Here is a 16,385-nt window from a genome sequence, read left to right on the forward strand (position 1 = left end):
AAACTGTTTTCATGAGCGAATCGAGCCACGCACAACACCTGTCCGTCGACGACTTTGACCCGGCGGCCAGTTCGCTGACCGGAGCCGTGGAACCGGCCGTCATGGCTGAGCTATTGTCCATCCGCTCCAGCATCGATAACTTTGATGCCACCTTGGTGTACCTGCTGGCTGAGCGTTTCAAGGCCACCCAGCGCGTGGGGATTCTCAAGGCCAAGCACAGGCTGCCTGCCGGTGATCCCAACCGTGAGAAGGCGCAGATCCAACGCCTGCGTGCCCTGGCCGAGTCAGCCAATTTGGACCCCGCCTTCGCGGAGAAGTTCCTGAATTTCATCATCAGCGAGGTCATTCACCACCACCAGGCCATTTCGCAAAGCCATTCTGCGGCGGCGGCCACGGGTGGCGTTCCCGTAGTCAGCCTAGATGGGCAGGGGTTTGTGGCGGATCCGCAGACTGCTGCCAGAATGGACGCCAGCGGCACGGCGCCTCAGTGATCCCCTCACCCGAGCACACCCCGGCCCCCTCACAGGAGCAGGCCCCGGCCTTCCCTGAAGCACCCACCGCAACAGCCCTGGGCCCCTGGCCCGGAGTAGATCCGGAGGAGGCCGCCAAGGTTTCCGTGGGCGTATTCCCCGGCCCGCACCTGCCATTCCTTCCCCAGCTGCCAGCCCGTGGCCCGGGTTCGGAACAAGTTGGGCGTACGGCTGTGCTGCTCCAAGAACTGGCCGTGGACACCCAGCCGTATGGTTGGCGCTTTGTTGACAGACCAGGGCTGGACTTTAGGCGTGCTGAATCTGCTCTGTCCACGGATATCAATGTACTCGCTGACGTGGTTGGTGCCGCCGGGCTCTCACCGGAATCGTTGAAGGTCCAGGTGGTGGGCCCGTTCTCGTTGGCGGCAGCCATCCACCTGCATTATGGCGAACGCGCACTGGCGGACTACGGGGCCCGGCGAGATATTGCCCAGTCACTGGCTGCCGGATTAGAGGTCCATGCCCGGAAGGTGCAGGCCGCCGTACCCGGGGCCGCACTGACACTGCAAGTGGATGAGCCGCATATTGGAGCAATCCTGGCCGGCAGTATCCCCACCGCATCGGGATACCGGACATTGCGTTCTGTTGGCCGTGCCGAAGTTCGCCAGTGCTGGAATGATTTGTGCGCAGCGGCGCGGAACGCCGGATTCGAGCAGGTGGCGTTGAATCTGACCCCCGCCGAGACAGGATTGGGCCAGGCCTCGAGTCTGTCTCTGCCAGGTCCTGCCAACGGGGCCAACGGCCAAAAAAGCAGTGGAAACACCAACGGTTTGTCCGCGGAGTCCGAGCAGTGGCGCCGTGGACTGGAAATGGCTCTGGAATGCGGTGTTGATGCAGTGGCGCTGCCACTGCAGCTTCTTGACGCCGGGCACTGGGAGCATCTGGCGGGTGCCATCGAATCGGGCCTGGGTATCTGGGCTGGGACTGTGCCCGCGGGGCTGCTGACAGCTGGGACGCTACCCGCTGGGGCTGGGGCGGCCAGTGCCGGGCAGGTTCCGCCGTCGTATGCTGTTTTGGTGGAGCGGATTATGCGCCCGTGGCGGAAGCTGGGGCTGGCCGACTCCGGGCTCAACCAGCTGCGGATCACCCCGGAGGGAAGCCTCGCGGGCGTCTCTCCTCAGGCGGCACGGGCGGTGCTGGGCAGGTCGTTGGAGGTGGCGGCGGCGCTCGGGGATACTCGCAACTCCTAGCGTTTCTCTGCCTTGGAGCTGGCCAGCCCTAGAGCCGGCCGGCCGCCTTGAGCCGGATGTACAGGTCTGCCAGTTTGGGCGGCAGTTCTTGGGGCGCAGCGTCAACCACTTCCACGCCCGCCTGTTTGAGATAGGCCGTGATGGCTTCACGCCGGTTGAGAGCGAATTCGGCGGCGGCGGCCCGGTAGGCAAGGGTGCTGGTGGAGCGGTCCAAGCGCGCCCGCTCCAGCGCAGGATCTCGCACTGAGGCCACAACCACCAGATGCTTCTGTGAGAGCGTGGTGACTAAGGGAATGAGGCCTTCCTCGGCGGCTCCGGCATCGAGGGAAGTCACCAAAACCACCAAGGCGCGGTGTGCAGTGACGTCGCGGACCTGCCCGGCGATGCCTTGGGCGTTGAGCTCAATCAGTTCAGGCTCCAAGGGTGCCAGGCCCTGCACCATGGCATTGAGCATATTGCCCTTGCCGGTGGAGGAAACCTTGGCCCGGACACGCCGGTCGTAGGCCACCAAGCTCACACGGTCCCCGCCCCGCTCGGCCAAGACGGCCAGCAGCAAGGACGCTTCAATGCCTGTGTCGAGGGCGCTCTCATCCTCAATCCGGGTGGCGGAGGTTCTGGAAGTATCCAACACAATGACTACCCTGCGGTCACGTTCCGGGCGCCAAGTGCGCACTACTACGTCCTGGCGCCGGGCAGTGGCGCGCCAATCGATAGAGCGCACATCATCGCCACGGACGTAATCACGCAGCGAATCGAACTCCGTGCCGGCACCGCGGATCTGTACGGCGGCCTTGCCATCGAGCTCACGCAGTTTGCGCAATTTGGAGGGCAGGTGACGTTTGGAGTGAAAGGGCGGCAGCACGCGCAACACTCCAGGTGCCGTAATGGTGTGTTGCCGTGCGGCCATCCCCAGGGGGCCAAAGGAGCGGATAGTGGCGTGGTGGGTTGCTAAATCTCCTCGCCGGGTGGGCAATAAGTCAACGTTGAGCGCTGCTCTTTCGCCGGCCCTGATCCGGACCTGCGCCAGTGCATTGAGAGCACCGGCTGAGGGCTGCCAGCCGTCCTTGACCTGGGCCCGCAACATGACGGATGAGTTGTTGAAGAGCCGCAGCACGGCTGTTGCGGGCTCGCCCAGCCGGACTCCGGAAGGCAGAGTTCGGCGCACGGCAACTTGACGGGGTGAGGCCGCCAGCGCCACATCCACCACAAGGACCAGAAGCAGAACGGATACGGCCAGAACCCACGTCAGTAGACCGGGAAAGGCGACGATAGGGATTAGGGCTGCCAGCGCCAAAAAGAAAAACCTGCCCGAAATAGCCATAGCGTGTGCCGATCAGCGCGGGACCGGCACGGTGGCCAGGATGGAGAGAAGTATCCCGTCTACGGCAACCCCGTCCATCTCGGCTTCGGGGCGCAGGGCAACACGGTGGCGGAGGGTGGGCAGCGCCAGCGCCTTGATGTCATCGGGGGTGACAAAGGCCCGCCCAGAGAGCCAGGCATACGCCCGGGCGGACTTCAAGATGGCTGTGGCCCCACGGGGCGAAACACCCAGTTGGAAAGAAGGAGCCGTGCGGGTAGCCCGCACCAAGTCCACCACATAGGCCAGGATTTCGCCCGCCACAGTGACCTGTGCAACTTCCTCACGAGCCTGCTCCAGCTCGGAGGCACCGGCCACAGGGCGTACTCCGGCGGCGTGCAGATCCTGCGGGTCAAAGCCCAAGCTGTGCCTGCGGATCACTTCAATTTCATCATCCCGGCCCGGCAGATCCATGGTGAGTTTGAGTAGGAAACGGTCCAACTGAGCTTCGGGCAGGGGGTACGTACCCTCGTATTCGACCGGGTTCTGCGTGGCAGCCACCATGAACGGAGCCGGCAGCTTGCGCGAGATCCCATCCACGGAGACCTGGTGTTCCTCCATCGCCTCCAACAAGGACGCCTGCGTTTTGGGAGGTGTCCTGTTGATTTCATCGGCCAGCAGGATATTAGTAAACACGGGACCCTCACGGAAGGTGAAGGCAGAGGTGCTGGAATCGTAAATCAGCGAGCCTGTCACATCGCCGGGCATCAAATCCGGGGTGAACTGTACGCGTTTGGTGTCCAAACTTAACGCTGTTGACAGTGTCCGCACCAGCAGTGTCTTAGCCACACCGGGCACGCCTTCAAGGAGCACATGCCCACCGGCCAGCAACGCAATGAGCAGACCGGTCACGGTGTCATCCTGACCCACCACGGCCTTGGCCACCTCGGCACGAACCGCCAACAGGGCCAGAGCCGCCGGGCTGGGCGCGGCTGGAATCTGAGCAGACTCTGAGTACTGTGCTTGCTGCTGTGCTTGGTGTTGAGGGTAGCCGGGCTGCGCCTGAACCTGCGCCTGAGCCGGCTGCTGGTACTGCGGAGCGGCCTGAGCGGGGTAGCCGGGCTGCGGGTAGGATTCCGGGTTCGTCTCCGGGTGGGGCATGGTCATCGACGTGCCACTTCTTCCTCTAATGCCGCAAGTTCGGCGGCGATGGTCAACATGTCTTTTTCAGATGTGGGGGCAGCGCCCAGCAAGATGGCATGCACCTGCGTGCTGGGGCGTCTGCTCGCTATGGCGACGGCTTCTACGACTGCGGCCGGTTCGGCGCCGTGCCCCAACCGGAGGGCGTGTGCCAGCCGGGTCATGGAAGCATGCCGGAGCGTGTTTGTGGCTGTTTCGACGGCACGGGCATCCTGGTAGAGCCGGGCACGGCCAGCCATGGTTTCAGATGCCTTCACAATAACCGGCAGCGGCTCCTGCACCAGCGGCCCATTCCGGCGCCCTCGCCACAGTGCACCCACCACGGCCACCAGCATGAGCCACGCAGCGGCTGGGAACATCCACGTCGGGGTCAGCTCAGCTAGGCTGGGCGGGCTTTGTGCCGGTGGAATGTCATTGAGTGAAGCCGTGTACCAGAGCAGCTCAGGCCTACTGCCCAGCAACCGGAACGTCAGGGCAGCATTTCCTGCCTGGTCCAGGTAGTGGTTATTCACGACGCCGGAAAACCCCAGCGCGAAGATGTCACCGGAGCTGTTACTCGCCAAGAGACCTCCTCCCGCCGGGCTGCTCCCGCTGGCAGGGCTAAAGCAGGTCTGTGCACCCTTGTAGAGCCGCAGGGTTCCCGAGGGTGGGCCCTCATTCAGGGCTGAGGTTGTTCCGCCACCGCTGATGGAGCGAGCGGCTTGGGCGTCGGCATTGGTGCAGCCCGCGTCTACCCGAGAACTGCCGGCTGTGCTGCCGGCTGCGCTGAAGTCCGGGCTGAGGCGCTTCAATGTCAAGGGTCCGGGGGTGATGGCTAGCAGCCGGGAACCATTTTCTTCCACGGAAGCTGCCAGTTCCGAAACCTGGGCTGGGGTGAGAATATTTCTTGGGTCGTAAAACAACACGGTGCTGGCACCGTACGCGTTGTGAGATAGGGCTGCTGTTGTCTTGGCCAGGGAATCCGTGGCCATGATATTGACTCCCTGATTCTCCAGTACTGACGCCGCTGCTTGGGCTCCGGCGGGAGCGGGGTTATTGATAGCCAGAGCGTCAAGACTGCGGTTTCCTGAAGTGGCTGCAAGGAACGTCAGTACTGACAACAGCACAAACACTGCCCCGACAATGAGCCAGAACCGCCAGTGTCGCCACCAGTGGGCCAGCCGCTGCCGTGGGGTGCTGTTCTCGGCCTGGAATACGGGACCGTTGCTACTTTCTGGGACAGCGAGAGCAGATGCGGTTGATTCTATTGCCGCGGGCAGGGGAGCGGTCACGGGGCTACCCCCGCGAAGTTATCTGCGTAGACAGGCGTTGTTTGCGCCATGGCAGTATCAGTGGCCAGTAATTGTTCATACATGGACGCGGTGGGCGGCACTTTTCCATAGCGAACTCCCGCGAAGAGGTTGGCTGAGCGCTGAATTTCGGTGCGCAGACCAGGAAAGGCCAGTCCCAGTTCGGTGGCAATTTCCACTGCGGTGCGGCCAGGGGTTCGGGCCGTGACATCACGTTCTTCACCGGCCCGGGCCAGGGCGCGGAACGCTTCATTGACCGCTGTCTGGAAATCGCCTGCCTGCGCGGCGGTCTTGGCTAGTTGGCGGTGTTGTTGGGCAGAGAGGGTCTGATCGGGGGAAAAGACTGCCTTGGCCTCTGCCTTTTTGCGGTTCAACCGCGGCCGGATGATCAAGATGATGGCCAGCACGGCCAGCAGTACCAGCCCAATGGTGATTGCCAGGCCCAGGTTTCCTGCTGGTGAACCCACTTTTGAAAGGAACTCCCTCAACGCGCGTCCCAAGAGGTCCAGGATTTGCTGTGCCAAACCGGGTTTGGCGTCCTGATAGGCCTGTTTGGCCAGTTCTTCAGCAGCCCAACGGCGTGCTTGGTCAGCCCCCGGGGTGACGGGGACTTCTAGAGGAAGAAGGGTCAATGGCAAGGATAGGGAGACCAAGAGGAGCGCCCGGCGGTCAGTAGTTGCCGGGGTACTGGGAGGGATCCGGTGCGGGCCCGCCCGGGATCAGGCCGGCGGGGACAGGAGAACCGGGGATCCCGCCGTCGTCCTTGCCGCTTTCAGATTCCTTGAGCAAAATAATATCGAAACCGTCGCGGCGCATGCGCAGATCCACATAGATCAGGGCCATGACACCGGTCTGGAATGCGAGGGTGATGGCTCCGACAAGGGCTCCGATGGCAGCCGAGATGACTTGGGCGATGATGGTCTGCATCAGAGCCTGTTCCGCGGTGGCCTGCACGCTCATCATGCCCATAATGAGGCCCACAATGAAGCTGACAGGGGTGGTGATGACTGCACCAATGATGGAGGCGATGATCGAGGCCAGAATGGCTACCCCAAACGTCCTCCACCAGTTGCGCGAAGTCAACTGCCACGAGCGTTTCACAGCGGCAAATGCGCCAATGTTCTCCACCACTATTGCAGCAGGGGCAACCAGTAACTTGGTGCCGATCCAGACCGCCACAGCCACAAACGGCAGGCTGAGCAGGATGGCCAGGCCAACGGCTGCCAAAGCTGCGGAGTCGGAGCCCGTGGAACCCACGGAAATCACCAGAACAACTACTAGGGCGCCATAAATCAGTACGGCCAGCAAGGATGCCGCGGCGTACAGGACCGCCAGTAATAGCAGGCTGCCAATGCGCGGCTTGGTCAGCTGCCACATCTGCCCAAAAGTGGTTTTCCGGTTGAGCACTGACCGAACCACGGGAACCACCAACGCGCCCTGCAGCACCATTTGCAGCAGGGTGGACAAGAACACCGTCACCACTATGGATATAGAGAATCCCAACAGCGAACTAACAAGGAAATCCATGTCAGCGGGGTTGTTCTCGTCGAAGAACACGGTTCCGTCCATCATGCCGAACACGAACTTGCCTAAAGCTAGGAACATGATCAGAAGCGTGGCTGCCACGGTGATTAGCTGGAAGATCAGGGCCGAGCCGAACATGGCCTTGCCGTTGCGGCGGGCAGCCTGGAAAGCCCCGTCCAGGATCTCACCCAACCCCAAAGGCCGTAGCGGGATGACGCCGGGCTTGGGTGGGGCCAAGTAGGTGTTGTATCCGGGCTGAGGCTGGCCCGGGTATTGCGGCTGACCAGAGTACTGAGGCTGGCCCGGGTACTGAGGCTGGCCCGGGTATTGGGGGATGGGCTGCTGGGGCTGGCCGTACTGTCCCCACTGAGGTTGCTGGGGCTGGCCGGGGTATTGCGATGCAGGTTGCTGAGGTTGCTGAGGTTGCTGAGGTTGCTGAGGCTGCTGGGACTGGCCGGCGTATTGTCCCCACTGAGGTTGCTGAGGCTGCTGGGACTGGCCGGCGTATTGTCCCCACTGAGGTTGCTGCGGCTGCTGGTGTTGCTGGGGTTGGCCGGGGTATTGGGATGCAGGGTACTGAGGCGCGGGCTGCTGAGCCGGGCCCGGGTACTGCGGTTGTTGGGCAGGCTGCTGCGGTTGCTGTGCAGGGTACTGCGGTTGCCCACCCTGCCCCGGCTGACCTGGGACGCCACCCTGCCCCGGCTGACCGGCTTGGTCGGCGTGATCTGGCTGGTCTTGTTGTCCCTGTGATTCCTGCGTCATCATGCTCCCTGAAATTTTCCCCGTGAAATTCGTGTACTGCAGTGTTAAACGGCGGGTCTGCGCCGCGAGATCCAACTAAAACCTAAGAGCCGAAAGTGAGGCCAAGAAACCAATCTAGGTGCGCAGCGGAATCAGCCCGTTGCTACGTCCATCATCAAACCCTATCGGGAAGAACCCTCTTTACCCTGTGAATTACAGGGCATGACCGAAACTATTGCAGTGCTCTGTGGAGCGTCGATGGGGTCTTTGGGCCGTTGATAGGCAAATATAGAGGTATGAAGGCACGTATTTTAGTTGTTGACGATGACGAAGCACTGGCCGAGATGATTGGCATTGTTCTGCGCAATGACGGGTTTGACCCGGTTTTTTGTGCCGATGGCGCCAAGGCCCTGGAAATTTTCCAGTCCAGCAAGCCCGATCTGGTCCTGCTGGACTTGATGCTGCCCGGAATTGATGGCATTGAAATTTGCCGCCTGATCCGTGGCGAATCTGATGTGCCCATTGTGATGCTGACGGCTAAATCCGATACCTCGGATGTGGTGCGTGGGCTCGAATCTGGTGCCGATGATTATGTGGCCAAACCCTTTAAGCCCGCAGAGTTGGTAGCCCGTGTCCGTGCCCGGCTGCGTCCCGGCGATGTCAAGGCCCCTGAAACCCTTGTTATCGGCGAGATCAGCATCGATGTGGCCGGGCATTCCGTGCGCCGCGCCGGGGAGCGGATTTCCCTGACCCCGCTGGAGTTTGACCTCCTGGTTGCCCTGGCCCGCAAGCCGTGGCAGGTATTTTCCCGCGAGCTGTTGTTGGAACAGGTGTGGGGTTACCGCCACGCTGCTGACACGCGCCTGGTCAACGTCCACGTTCAGCGTCTGCGCTCCAAGATTGAACGCGATCCCGAGGCTCCCGAAGTGGTTCTGACGGTTCGCGGTGTTGGCTACAAGGCCGGGCAGTAAGCGCTGAATCCCGTGCGCCTCGAGTGAGCAAGCCATGAGTGAAGAGCCGCAGCCGCACGACGTCGGAGATTTGGCTGCCCCGGATTTTGAGGCTGACACTGTGCCCGCCACGGATAACAACGCGCACGGAGTAGTTATCTCACTGCTCGCCAAGGCCCTTGGTCTTCTGGCTGCGGCAGGCCGTTTCGTGGCGCAATTTTTTGCTTGGATTAGGCGCTGGTGGACGCGGCGTTGGCGCGTGTCCTTGCAGTTCCGCACGGTTGCCACCACCTTGATCATTGCCTCCGTGGCTGTGGTGGGTGTTGGCGGCTACCTGGCCGGACAGATTTCCAATGGACTCTTCCAGGAGCGGCTCACTCAGGCGCAACAAGAATCCGCCCGTGGCGCCACGCAAGTTCAGGAGAGTTTTTCCAACGCGAGCCTGAGCGATCAGCCGCGTGTGTCGACCTATGTGGGGGACACCTTGCGGTTGTTGGAAGTGGGTGGCGCAGACGATAACCGCAAGTACTTGATGGTGAAGATTCCCGGCCAAACTAGCCGCCTTGCCGTCAGCTCCTCGGACTCCGGCGGTGTCACTACTGCCATCATCCCGGACGAGCTCCGTGAGGCAGTCCAAAGCGATCCCGACGGCCAGTTCTGGCAGTCAATAGCGCTGCCCACGGGCGAGTCCGGATTCAGCCCGGCCGTTGTGGTGGGCAGCCAAGTGGAACTGCTGCGCACCCACTACGAGCTGTACATGATCTATGACCTGAACACCGCCCAGATGACGTTGAACTACATTCAGTCAGTGTTGTGGCTGGCCGGTGGGATTCTGCTGCTGCTCATTGGTGTCATCATCTGGTACGTCACACGGACCGTGGTGAAGCCTGTCAGTGAGGCAGCCGCCGTGTCAGAAAAATTGGCGGCCGGTGAGCTTGAAGAACGGATGGCCGTCAGTGGTGAGGATGAAATGGCCCGCTTGGCCACCTCATTCAATAAGATGGCCACGTCCTTGCAGGATCAGATCACCGCGCTCGGTGCGCTTTCAGAGATGCAGCAGCGTTTCGTCTCGGACGTCTCCCACGAACTGCGCACACCGCTGACCACAGTGCGCATGGCCGCTGAGGTACTCTTCGATGCCCGCGAGGATTTTGACCCCATCAATAAACGCTCCTCCGAGCTGCTTTTCCACCAGGTGGAGCGTTTTGAGCTGCTACTGGCTGATCTGTTGGAAATTTCCCGTTTTGATGCTGGTGTGGCAGATCTGGATGTGGAGTCGTTGGATATCTTCTCCGTCATCCATTCAGTCATTGACGGGGCTATGCCAGTGGCCGAGGCGAACAAGGCAGAGCTTTCTGTGGTGACCCGCCTGCGCAGCCACAAGTGCGTGGTGGAGATGGATTCGCGCCGGATTGACAGGATTCTACGCAACCTGGTGCTGAATGCGGTGGAGCACAGCGAAGGAAACCCGGTGAAGATTTACGTCTCAGCGGACGAGAGTGCCGTAGCCGTGGCCGTGCGTGATTACGGCATCGGAATGTCTCCGGCGGCTCTTGGCCACGTCTTTGACAGGTTCTGGCGCGCAGATTCGGCCCGCGCCCGCACCACGGGCGGCAGCGGGTTGGGGCTCTCCATCGCGATGGAAGACGCCCGCCTGCATGATGGCTGGCTGGATGCCTGGGGCGTCATTGGAGAAGGTTCCTGTTTCCGCCTCACACTGCCGCGCAAACGTGGCACAGTTCTGACCCATTCACCGGTTCCGCTACCTCCCGACGGTGGCCAGGCCGGCAGTTCCAGTACTTTAAACACCTCCCCAGTTCTGACCCACACCGGTGCGCTGGGGGTTGTGGGAGCCCTGGGCAGTATTAAGTCCGTGCCCGAGGCGGCTAAGAACCAGGAAAAGCGCGGACCCGATCCCGAAGATCCGGGCATCACTAGTTCTGAAAAGGTGAATCGCTGATGGGTATCACGGCAAGAACAGCTCAGCACCCGGCGGCCCACACCAGGCGGAACTGGCCGGTGGCGCTGTGGGCCATGGCCGTCGTCGTACTTCTGGCGGTGAGCGGCTGTGCCACCATCCCCATGCAGGGGCCTGTGGGTAAAAGTGATCCGCTGGCGCCACGGAGCAACTCCGTCAATGTGAGCCTGCAGCAGTTTTCCCCCGTGGATGGAGCCTCGCCGGAGAGCATTATTCGCGGTTTCATTGACTCCGGAACAGGTGTGAGTGACGACTTTCAGGTGGCCCGGCAATATCTGACGCCGGCGCTGGCACAGTCATGGGCGCCGGATAAGCGCACTCTGGTCTATACGAACACCTTTGCCGTGGCGGCCACCTATGAACAGGACACCTTTGAGCTGAAGTTCGATGTGGTCTCCGCGGTGGACGCAACCGGTGTGCTGACCCCGGCCAAACCGGATTCATCGGAACTGTTGCGGATGAAAATGGTGCAAGTGGATGGGCAGTGGAGAATCTCGGAAGCGCCCGACGGCGTGATCCTCACCGAGGCGAACTTCCAAACGCTGTTCGCACCGGTCTCGCTCTACTTCTATGATCCGAGTTTCACCTTTGGGGTCCCCGATGTCAGGTGGCTGGCTGGGCGCTCCTCACGCACGGCCACCTCCATTGTCAAAGCGATGCTCAACGGCCCGGCACCCTATTTGCAAGGCGCCGTGGTAAGTGCATTCCCCAACGGCATTGCCTTGGAACGCGATTCGGTGCCCGTGATCAATGGGCAGGCCCGGGTGGGGTTGACTGCAGGGCCTCTGCTGGAAACAAGCATCGAGCAGCGCCAGCAAATGAACGCGCAGTTGTTGACCACGTTCCAAAAGAGCCTGAACACCATCACCGAGGTGGCGTTCTTGGCCGATGACAGATCTGTTGACATGGGCAGCACTGATAACGAGGTGAGCCGCATGATCGTGGACAATCCCGTGCGGCCCACCCAAGTGGCGCTGTCCAAGAACGAGCTGGTCACCTTCGACGGCGTCAAGAGTGCCCGCATTCCCGGGATGGCATCTGTGGCAGGTCTCGATCCGTCGGCGCCGGCCATTTCCTATTCGGGGAAGGACTTTGCGTTCCTAGCAGGGGTGGGAAACCAAATATATTGGGCAACACCCAATGAGCCACCCGTGCTTGCCTTGTCTGGGGTGGGCCTGACCCCGCCCTCGTTTGCCCCCAACGGCTGGCTGTTCTCTGCTGCTGGGGACGGCTCTGGCCTGGTGTTGGCAATCAATCCGGACGACAACGGGAAGTTGGGTGCACCTGTTCTGCTCAGGGTTCCTTGGTTGGTGGGGCAGGAGGTCAGTACCTTCCGGGTGTCCCGTGATGGCACCAGGGCCTTGGTTATTTCCCAGTCCAACGGCATCAGCAAGGTCAACATGACGGGTATTTTTAAATCCGGTGAGGTCCCCAAGGAACTCACCACGCCCATCAATTTTCTGCATTCCGGGATGCCTACGCTCGGCGTCTGGGTGGGGGGTGCCAGCGTTGCCGTCATGGCCCCCTCTGATACTGACCCGGTGGTCATCGATATTTTGGATCTAGCCGCGCGTCCGTTGGCATTGGATGAGCTCAAGGGTGTGCAATGGATCAGCGCCGGATCCGGTGTCCGGAACATCCATGCTCAGACGGCCACGGAGTTCTTCACCAATGTGGGCAGTTATTGGGAAGTGGCCGCTAAGGAACTCCAACAGGCCTCGTTCGCAGGATAGGCACTGGATAGGCGCTGCGTCGCACAGGATGGACGCCGGATAAGCACTGTTTAGCACAGGATAGGCGCCGGCCGTGCGCCACTAGCACGTCCCTTCCCTGCCGCCGGTGCTTGATTCCTGCCCAAGGGTTTAGCCTGCAACCTTCTACACAATGGGTGGCCTGGTACTTCCATAGGCACGGCGGCACAAGCATGCTGGGCAGATGGATACGAGAGCAGGAACTGGCCAGGTAGCCGCCCGACACAGGGGGCGGGCAGGAACTGTGTGGCTGCGGGCCTGGTTGTGGTGCGAAGCAGCCTGGCGTGACTTCCTGAATTTGGTATTGCCGGCCGACTGCGTGGTCTGTGGCGCGGATGACCACGCTTTGTGTCCAGGCTGCGCAGTTCTCCTGCGCCAGCAAACGGGCGCGCCATTCCGGGCCGAACAGCATGCCGATGCCCTGATGGGTGTTTCCGGGGATCCGTTGCTGACGGTTTTTGCTGCCGGGGAATACCGGGATGCGTTGGCGCAGGCCATCTTGGCGTTCAAGAATCACGGGCGAACAGAACTTGGCCCGCCGTTGGCCCGGGTGCTAGCCCGAACCCTGACGGCTGCTCTCACCGGTCCTGGCCCACCCGACCAACACATGTGCCCCGCGCAAGATATAAACCCGGCCCGGCTCATCCCGCACGGCTTGCTCCTGGTCCCCGTGCCTAGTACTGGCAGTGGTTGGCGGCGCCGCGGATATGATCCCGTTGCTCTGCTGCTACGGGCCCTCATACGTGAGGGCCGGCTGCCTGAAGGGCTGGAGGTGGCACCCGTCCTGCGCATCAAAACCAAGCTGCCGTGGCACAGGGCGCATCAGAAGGGGTTGGGAAGGGCTGCCCGGCGGCGCAATGTGCGTAACACTATGGCAATCAAGGCAAAAAAAGTGAGAAATTTTCGGCTGACAGCGAAGCCAAGTGGCCAAGAAATAGTTCTCCTTGACGATGTTCTGACCACTGGTTCCACTCTCAGAGAAGCAGCAAAAACACTGGACTTAGCGGGGTTTCATCTTCGTTGCGCAGTGGTTTTGGCAGCCGCGAAAGCCCCGTCAGGTGATGCGGAAACCAGTGGCCGGAGCGGAGGCGCGGAAAACAATTTTTGAGCAAAAGATGAATAAAACCATGAGGTGAACTAACGTGAGTAAACGGGTACCTCTAGCAAGGGGAAACCGCCCGTCGGCGGTCAGGAATACAGCGATAAATGCTAGCCGGCCGCCGTGTCACCTAAGTTATTTGGAGGGCACCATGGAGTTCATGATCACCGGTCGCAATGTGAGTGTTTCGGACCGATTCCGCGAATATGCAGCCGAAAAGCTCACCAAGATCGAGCAGCTGGCCAGCAAGGTTCAGCGTGTCGATGTGAAGGTTTCCAAGGAGAGCAAGGCACGCGCAGCAGAGGCTCCACTCACGGTTGAGTTGACGGTACTGGGCCGCGGGCCGGTCATCCGCGCGGAAGCTGCCGCACCGGATAAGTTCGTTGCCTTTGATCTGGCCTACGGCAAGCTGCTCGAGCGCCTCCGCCGTGCCAAGGACAAGAAGAAAGTCCACCACGGTCGGCACGCCCCCGTGGCTGTGAACGAGGCCACCGGGGCGTTGATTCCCGTGAGTAGTTCTGAGCCTATCTACGCCCAGAGCACACCGGAAGTTCCCGAAGTTAAGTCCCCGTACGAGATCGAAAATGACATCCCCGCCGGTGATTCACCGGTGTTGATCCGCAGAAAAGTCTTCCCGGCTACTGCACTTTCTCTCGATGACGCCGTGGACAACATGGAAATGGTAGGTCACGATTTCTACCTGTTCATCGACTCATCAACAGGGATCCCCTCAGTTGTTTACCGCCGCAAGGGCTGGACCTACGGGGTCATTTCACTCGATGACAACGCAGAGGTTTCCGAAGAGATTTCCGCTTACCGCTCAGAGGATGTTCCGGCACGTGTCTAGATCCTAGATAGTTGCCAGGCTTTCAAAGAACGACGCCGGCACCTGGGTGGGGATTTTCCCTCACCTGGGTGCCGGCGTCGTTTGCTTCGTTGGGGTTTGCTTGAATACCGGGTTGCGTGAATGCCGGATTAGACGCCGGCGGGTGCGTGAGCCGTAAGGAACTTGCGCCCACCCACAATGATGGCGGCACTGACCAGCACCATGGCTGCGGCCACAAAGAAGGTTGTGGATGCGCCGCTGTACTCGGCTATTTTGGCTGCCAGAAACGGTGCGAGAGCCCCGCCCATCCAGCGCACAAAGTTATAGCCTGCACTGGCAACAGGACGCGGGGAGTCCGAGACAGCCATGGCCATTTCAGTGAACAGGGTGTTGTTGATACCCAGCAGAGCACCTGAAACCACCGTCAGAACCACAATGGCCGGCACCGAGTGTCCGGCAGCCAAGGCCAGTCCCGCCAAGATGACCACCAAACCCAACAGTGAACCGGTCAGGGCACGGACGGGGCCAAAGCGGCGCTGGACCATGGGTGCGACAAATACAGAGAATACGGCCACTGCCACGCCCCAGCCAAAGAATACTGCGCCTATTCCGTAGGCATCGAAGCCCAGAATGAAGGGCACGAATGCCAGGATGGTGAAGAATCCATAGTTATAGAACAAGGCGCTGCCAGCGGTAGTGCGCAAGCCCTTGTGGCCCAGTGCCAGGAGCGGATCACGCAGTCGGGTCTTGGTGGCCGGCAACGGGGTTTTAGGCAGCAGCACCATCAGGAGGATGAACGCCACCGCCATGGCGGTGGCCGTACCAAAGAAGGGTGCACGCCACTGCCAGGCGCCCAGCATTGCGCCCATGAGCGGGCCGAGTGAGAGGCCCAGCCCCAGTGCTGCCTCGTACAAGATGATGGCCGTAGCCGCCCCACCGGAGGCAACCCCCACCATGACGGCCAGCGCCGTCGCTACGAACAAGGCGTTACCCAAGCCCCAACCGGCTCGGAAACCCACCAGGGCATCGACGCTGCCGGATAGGCCTGAAAGGGTCGCAAAAATAACAATGATGCCTAGGCCCAGCAACAGCGTCCGCTTCCCACCAAGGCGTGAGGAGACAAAACCAGTGACGAGCATGGCGATAGCTGTGACCAGAAAATAGCTGGTGAACAGCAAGGACACCTGGCTGGGGGTGGCACTGAGGTTCTCTGCAATGGCGGGCAGGATGGGATCAACGAGGCCGATTCCCATGAAGGCGAACACCGATGCTCCAGCCACCGCCCACACAGCCTTGGGCTGCTTGAGCATTGATTGCTTTTCTTTTGAGACGGTACTGACTCCGTCGCGGGCAGTTGAATCTGCCATGTTCGCGTGCACTTTTTCTCCTGAGTTGTTGTTGCTGAATGGGCTTGCTTAATGGTGTTGCTTGCGGGTGTTAGTTGGCGGGGATGACGCCGGTAGGAAACGGACGGCGGAAGTGGCAGGGCTAGGGGGAGAGTGCCGCGTTGAGTTTGGCGATGGCGGAAAGTGCGCGGGAGATGCTCTGCTGTTCACGCAGTGAGAGCCCGGAGAGGCCTGCGGCGACTTCCTGGTTGCGGCGCAGATTCGAAGCCTCCAGAGTTGCCCGCCCTTGCTCGGTGAGGAGCACTTCCACTACGCGGGCGTCGTTGGGGTTCTGCAACCGCTTGACCAGGCCCGCTGCTGCGAGCTTGGTGACCTGCTCAGTGGCGCTGGGCAGGCGGATACCGGCATTACGTGCAATATCGCTGATGCGCAGGGGCGCTTTGGTCAACATGTTTAAGGTGCTCACCTGGCTGGAACTGAGTTCGCCGTCAGCGTCAGTGGAACGCACCACATAGACAGCTTGGCGCAGAATTTCACGGTAGCGGGCTGCCAGATGGTGCACTGAAATGCTGGGATATTACGTGCCTGAAGGTTCCGCTGCGGGAGAACAATGTGGCGCAATGCAGGCATAAGCAAGCACTTTCGCTCATATCTGGCAGTATTG

At 61.0% G+C, this 16,385-nt stretch carries 15 protein-coding genes; 8 read left to right on the forward strand and 7 right to left on the reverse strand.

Annotated elements, in window-relative coordinates:
* Positions 1-11: 11 nt before the first annotated feature.
* Complete coding sequence (locus RY113_RS01010; RefSeq protein ID WP_315912985.1) at positions 12-491, forward strand: chorismate mutase; 480 nt, start codon at positions 12-14, stop codon at positions 489-491.
* Positions 488-1,720 carry a hypothetical protein gene (locus RY113_RS01015; protein WP_308467747.1) on the forward strand — a complete coding sequence of 411 codons (1,233 nt, stop codon included), beginning with the start codon at positions 488-490 and terminating at the stop codon, positions 1,718-1,720. The genes RY113_RS01010 and RY113_RS01015 overlap by 4 nt, the downstream gene beginning before the upstream one ends.
* 28 nt (positions 1,721-1,748) lie before the next feature.
* Here the strand turns inward: RY113_RS01015 and RY113_RS01020 are convergent, their stop codons facing one another.
* Genes RY113_RS01020 through RY113_RS01040 form a run of 5 tightly spaced genes read right to left on the reverse strand, consistent with a single transcriptional unit; the run spans position 1,749 to position 7,267 of the window.
* The gene (locus RY113_RS01020; RefSeq protein ID WP_110107083.1) at positions 1,749-3,041 is read right to left on the reverse strand and encodes a DUF58 domain-containing protein; all 1,293 of its coding nucleotides are present in this window, start codon (positions 3,039-3,041) and stop codon (positions 1,749-1,751) included.
* 12 nt (positions 3,042-3,053) lie between these two features.
* Positions 3,054-4,184: a MoxR family ATPase gene (locus tag RY113_RS01025; RefSeq protein ID WP_245932259.1), complete on the reverse strand. Its 1,131-nt coding sequence runs from the start codon at positions 4,182-4,184 to the stop codon at positions 3,054-3,056.
* The gene (locus RY113_RS01030) at positions 4,181-5,488 is read right to left on the reverse strand and encodes a DUF4350 domain-containing protein (RefSeq protein WP_315912986.1); all 1,308 of its coding nucleotides are present in this window, start codon (positions 5,486-5,488) and stop codon (positions 4,181-4,183) included. Before RY113_RS01030 ends, RY113_RS01025 begins: the two co-directional genes overlap by 4 nt.
* Positions 5,485-6,138 carry a DUF4129 domain-containing protein gene (locus RY113_RS01035; protein ID WP_315912987.1) on the reverse strand — a complete coding sequence of 218 codons (654 nt, stop codon included), beginning with the start codon at positions 6,136-6,138 and terminating at the stop codon, positions 5,485-5,487. Before RY113_RS01035 ends, RY113_RS01030 begins: the two co-directional genes overlap by 4 nt.
* Positions 6,139-6,175: 37 nt before the next feature.
* Entirely contained in the window at positions 6,176-7,267 is a 1,092-nt protein-coding gene (locus RY113_RS01040; RefSeq protein WP_315912988.1) for a hypothetical protein, read from the reverse strand.
* Positions 7,268-7,303: 36 nt separating this feature from the next.
* On the opposite strand from RY113_RS01040, the gene RY113_RS01045 reads away from it, so the two are divergent.
* The 6 genes from RY113_RS01045 to hpf all read left to right on the forward strand — a co-directional run bounded on the left by RY113_RS01045 (position 7,304) and on the right by hpf (position 14,396).
* Complete coding sequence (locus RY113_RS01045; protein ID WP_315912989.1) at positions 7,304-7,780, forward strand: hypothetical protein; 477 nt, start codon at positions 7,304-7,306, stop codon at positions 7,778-7,780.
* Positions 7,781-8,067: 287 nt separating this feature from the next.
* Positions 8,068-8,742, forward strand: coding sequence for an MtrAB system response regulator MtrA (mtrA, locus tag RY113_RS01050; RefSeq protein ID WP_110107088.1), 675 nt, complete (start codon positions 8,068-8,070; stop codon positions 8,740-8,742).
* Between the two features lie 34 nt (positions 8,743-8,776).
* The gene (gene mtrB / locus RY113_RS01055; protein ID WP_110107089.1) at positions 8,777-10,681 is read left to right on the forward strand and encodes an MtrAB system histidine kinase MtrB; all 1,905 of its coding nucleotides are present in this window, start codon (positions 8,777-8,779) and stop codon (positions 10,679-10,681) included.
* Positions 10,681-12,432 (forward strand): LpqB family beta-propeller domain-containing protein, encoded by a 1,752-nt coding sequence (locus tag RY113_RS01060; protein ID WP_315912990.1) that lies wholly within the window; start codon positions 10,681-10,683, stop codon positions 12,430-12,432. Before mtrB ends, RY113_RS01060 begins: the two co-directional genes overlap by 1 nt.
* Positions 12,433-12,634: 202 nt before the next feature.
* Positions 12,635-13,558, forward strand: coding sequence for a phosphoribosyltransferase family protein (locus RY113_RS01065; protein WP_315912991.1), 924 nt, complete (start codon positions 12,635-12,637; stop codon positions 13,556-13,558).
* Positions 13,559-13,700: 142 nt separating this feature from the next.
* The gene (hpf, locus tag RY113_RS01070) at positions 13,701-14,396 is read left to right on the forward strand and encodes a ribosome hibernation-promoting factor, HPF/YfiA family (protein WP_110106530.1); all 696 of its coding nucleotides are present in this window, start codon (positions 13,701-13,703) and stop codon (positions 14,394-14,396) included.
* Positions 14,397-14,524: 128 nt separating this feature from the next.
* Here hpf and RY113_RS01075 read toward each other — a convergent pair whose 3' ends face one another.
* Positions 14,525-15,742: an MFS transporter gene (locus tag RY113_RS01075; RefSeq protein WP_315912992.1), complete on the reverse strand. Its 1,218-nt coding sequence runs from the start codon at positions 15,740-15,742 to the stop codon at positions 14,525-14,527.
* Positions 15,743-15,863: 121 nt separating this feature from the next.
* Positions 15,864-16,283, reverse strand: a complete 420-nt coding sequence (locus RY113_RS01080; protein WP_315912993.1) for a MarR family transcriptional regulator — start codon at positions 16,281-16,283, stop codon at positions 15,864-15,866.
* Between the last annotated feature and the right edge of the window lie 102 nt (positions 16,284-16,385).

Origin of the sequence: Arthrobacter sp. lap29, assembly GCF_032458965.1 — a bacterium.
In the GTDB taxonomy this organism is placed as follows: Bacteria; Actinomycetota; Actinomycetes; order Actinomycetales; family Micrococcaceae; genus Specibacter; species Specibacter psychrochitiniphilus.